This window comes from uncultured Microbacterium sp., from assembly GCF_963521695.1.
GTDB lineage: Bacteria > Actinomycetota > Actinomycetes > Actinomycetales > Microbacteriaceae > Microbacterium.
Genome location: NZ_CAUQWC010000288.1, coordinates 1 through 3,603, shown reverse-complemented (window position 1 = coordinate 3,603; position 3,603 = coordinate 1). Strand labels below are relative to the sequence as shown.

Below are 3,603 nucleotides of genomic sequence, written 5' to 3'. Positions count from 1 at the left end.
GAGCGGGCTCGCGCGGCGTAGGTGAACGTCGCGCGAAGCGCAATCCCCCCGGACCGCTGAGGACGACCTCGTAGTTTCGGATCCGTTGCGGAGGGCCTCGGAGAGTACTCGGGGGCCTTCTGTCGTTTCACGGGTCCTACCGGAGCAGGGATGTGGTCCGCAAAGGGCAATCCGAAGCACGGTGTTCCTCCGAAGATGTGGTGAGGCGGCCGGACGGTCGCTGCCAACACTCTGGGAGGTTCATCGTGAGCTCATCACCCAATCGACTCGTGGCCACCGTCTTCGGCGCTGTCTACCTGCTCGTCGGACTGCTCGGCTTCGCCGTGACCGGCGGCGTCGGTTTCATCGCCACCGAGGGCGGCCTGCTTCTGGGCATCTTCGAGGTCAACCCGCTGCACAACATCGCGCACCTGTTGATCGGTGGCGCGCTGCTGGTCGCCGGCCTTGCGAACGCCCGCGCCGCGAAGGGCGTCAACACCACCGTCGGTGCCGTCTACCTGCTGCTCGGCATCGTCGGCTTCTTCCTCACCGGAACGGCGGCGAACATCCTCGCGCTGAACGTGCCCGACCACTTCCTGCACCTCGGCAGCGCCGTCGTGCTGCTGGGTGTCGGCCTCGGCACCGAGCGCAGCATCCCCCGCACCGCGGCGGTGTGAGATGACGGCCGCGACCTTCACGCGGTCGTGGCCCTCCGTGTCCGCATGGGGGGCCGGCCTCATCATCGCCGCCCTCGGTGCGGGCGCGATCGTCCGCCCCGGTTCCGAGGCCGTCGCCGTCGTCCTCGGGGCCGGGGCGGTCGTCCTCGGACTCGCCGCCCTCGCGTGGGGCGGTGCCGTCCTGGCCAGAGGTCGCACGCTCGTGCCGCGAGCCGCCCTGGGCGGGTCGCTCGCCGCACTGGTGCTGACCGCCGCGCTGGTCGTCGCCGACCCGGCGCACACCAGCATCATGGGTGCCGCCGCGGCATCCGTGCTCTTCGTCGTCGTGGGCGCCACCGCGGCGGGGTTCCTCCGCCGAGCCCGCCGAAACGACGGCGCCGCAGATCGGACGCCGCAGCCGATGAGCGTCATCGGCCTGCTCGTGGCCGCCGCCGTCATCGCCGTCGTCGTCACGCCCGCCCTGGGGGCGACCCAGAACGCCGTGCTGCTGCGCGATGACGGCACCGTTCCGGTCATCACGCACGAGGGGCACTGACCCCTCGATCCGGGGGTCGTCACGGCGCCGAGGCATCCCGGAGCCCGTGTCCACGAACGGTGGCACGCTGGAAGGGTGACAGACGACCCCTCCTCCCCCACTCCCGACTGGATCCAGTCGCTCCGCGGGAAGATCCTCGTCGCCCTCGCGGGTGACCCGACCGGGATGGCCCCCTACGTGCGCGACATCGCCGAGGGCGACGACGCGGGGTACTTCGTGGAGAACGGCCCCGCCTGGACGGTGCACGCCGGAATGGGCACGCTCGTGGCTGGCATCCGGGCCCTTCTGCTGCAAGCGCTGCACCCGGGCGCCCTCGCGGGCGTGCACGACTGGTCGCGCTACCGCGAAGACCCGATCGGCCGCCTCACCGGCACGGTGCGCTGGGTGATCACGCTCACGTACGGCTCGAGGACCCAGGCGGATGCCGAGACCCGCCGCGTCGGACGCTTCCACGAGCGCGTCAAGGGCGAGTACCGCGCGGGCGATGGCGCCGAACGCACGTATACGGCGGAGGCGACGGACCTCGTCCGCTGGGTGCATCTCGCCTTCACCGACGCCTTCCTCGCCGGCCACGAGGCGTCGAAGAGGCCCATTCCCGGCGGACCCGATGCCTACGTCGCGGACTGGGCGACGGCCGGCCGCCTGATGCGCGTCGTCGACCCGCCCCTCACGCGCGACGCGCTGCGCGGCGAGATCGACGGCTTCTGGGAGCGCGGGGAGCTGCGCGGCGGAGAGCGCGTCGACGAGGTCGTACGGTTCTTGCGCAAGCCGCCGTTCCCCGGCGTCATGGGGGCGGCCTATCGCGTGCTGTTCGCGGCGGCGGTGTCGACCATCCCCCGCCGGTACCGCAAGATGCTGGGCGTGCGGCGGTGGCCGCTGCCCGTGCTGACGCTGACACGGGTGATCCTGCGCATCACCGAGCGCGCCCTCGGGTCGGGACCGCGCGCCCAGGACATGGCGTACAAGCGTCTGCGGAGGCTGGAGCGGGAGGCGGCGTGAGCGAGGATCCTCGTCAGGCGGCTGAGCGGTACCGCCTCGATCGCCGACTGCGGGAGGGGGGGCTCACCCCGTCGCCGGACGAACAGGCGGCGCGCGACGCGGAGTCGGCGCCGGCGAGGGGATCGACGTCGGCCGAACGCGCGGCCTTCGTCGAGACCGCGATCCAGCAGGCCATCCGCCGGGGCGACTTCGACGACCTCCCCGGTGCGGGCAAGCCCCTGCCCGACCTCGGGGGCGGGCACGACCCGGACTGGTGGATCCGCCGCAAGATCGAGACGGAGAAGCTCACCGGGCTCGGTCCACCGGCCCTCACCCTGCGCGTCGAGCACGCCGAGATGGCGGAGCGGCTGGATGCCATCGCGCGCGAGCCCGAGGTGCGCGAAGCCGTGGAGGACTTCAACCGTCGAGTGATCGACGCGCGGCGGCAGTTGCTCGGCGGACCGCCGGTGGTGACACCTACGGTCGACGTGGAGGTCGAAGTGGCGGCGTGGGCCGCTCGGCGACGGGCGCGTGAGGCGGCGGCATCGGCGCAGGCACCGGTCCGGCGACAGCGGCGCCGCTGGTTCGGTCGCGGCTGAGTCGGTCTGAGGAGAGCCGAGATCACACGACCGGGTCGAGATCACAGGGTTCTCGACGCGGAGATCCTGTGATCTCGACACGATCGTGTGATCTCGCAGGCGACGCGACCCCTCCCCGCGCCGACGCTCCGCGTCACAGGGCGGCCAGTGCCTCCGCGCGTTCGACAAGGGCGCGAGCCCGGGCGAGGGTCGGCGCATAGGAACCGTCGACGGGGCCGTCAGGGGTCGCCGACAGCAGTGACCTTGCGGCCTCCACCTCGGCGGGCGACGGGGTGAAGCCCGCGTGCGCGCCGGCGACGGCGGCATCCTGAAGCGCCAGCGTGCCGGTGAAGCCCATGGCGACCGCGTGCAGCGCGGCATCCCGAGCCTGCTCGATCGGACCGCACGGGCCGTCGATGGGTCCCACGATCCCCGCGGCGGCCGAGGCCACCACGAGCTGCGCCCGCGGCCACGACAGCGCCATGCGATCGGCCGCCATGCCCGTGTCGCGCCGGAAGTCTCCCGTGCCGAACGCCAGGCGACGGGTGGCGGGGTGTGCGGCGATCGCCGGGGCGGCCAGGAGCGCTGCGGCCGACTCCACCATCGCCACGATGGGAGTGCCGAGCGGAAGGGATGCCGCCACGTGAGCGACGTCGTCGGGGCCGGCGCACATCGCCAGCACGACGCCCGCGAGACGACCCTCCAGGTCGCGGCACAGTGCCAGGTCGTCGTCGCCGTCGCGGGTGCCGGCGGCACTGATCCGCAGCCAGACCGGGGCGTCGGCGGCGGCACGGTCAGCCCGCTCGCGCCCCTCGGCCTTGCGGCCGGCGGGGAGCCCGTCGTCGAGGTCGAGCAC

General features: G+C 73.0%; 5 protein-coding genes. 4 read left to right on the top strand and 1 reads right to left on the bottom strand.

Annotated elements, in window-relative coordinates:
- The first annotated feature begins 245 nt into the window (after positions 1-245).
- From RWP81_RS15335 to RWP81_RS15320, 4 genes are all read left to right on the top strand, one after another.
- Complete coding sequence (locus tag RWP81_RS15335) at positions 246-656, top strand: DUF4383 domain-containing protein (RefSeq protein WP_055955590.1); 411 nt, start codon at positions 246-248, stop codon at positions 654-656.
- A gap of 1 nt (position 657) precedes the next feature.
- A complete protein-coding gene (locus RWP81_RS15330) occupies positions 658-1,191 on the top strand; it encodes a hypothetical protein (RefSeq protein ID WP_314457549.1) in 534 nt (177 codons plus the stop codon).
- Between the two features lie 165 nt (positions 1,192-1,356).
- Positions 1,357-2,190 carry an oxygenase MpaB family protein gene (locus RWP81_RS15325; protein WP_399540620.1) on the top strand — a complete coding sequence of 278 codons (834 nt, stop codon included), beginning with the start codon at positions 1,357-1,359 and terminating at the stop codon, positions 2,188-2,190.
- Positions 2,187-2,768, top strand: a complete 582-nt coding sequence (locus RWP81_RS15320) for a DUF1992 domain-containing protein (RefSeq protein ID WP_314457545.1) — start codon at positions 2,187-2,189, stop codon at positions 2,766-2,768. Before RWP81_RS15325 ends, RWP81_RS15320 begins: the two co-directional genes overlap by 4 nt.
- Positions 2,769-2,901: 133 nt before the next feature.
- Here the strand turns inward: RWP81_RS15320 and RWP81_RS15315 are convergent.
- The coding region (locus tag RWP81_RS15315; protein ID WP_314457543.1) for an aldolase/citrate lyase family protein at positions 2,902-3,603 on the bottom strand (702 nt) is incomplete at its 5' end.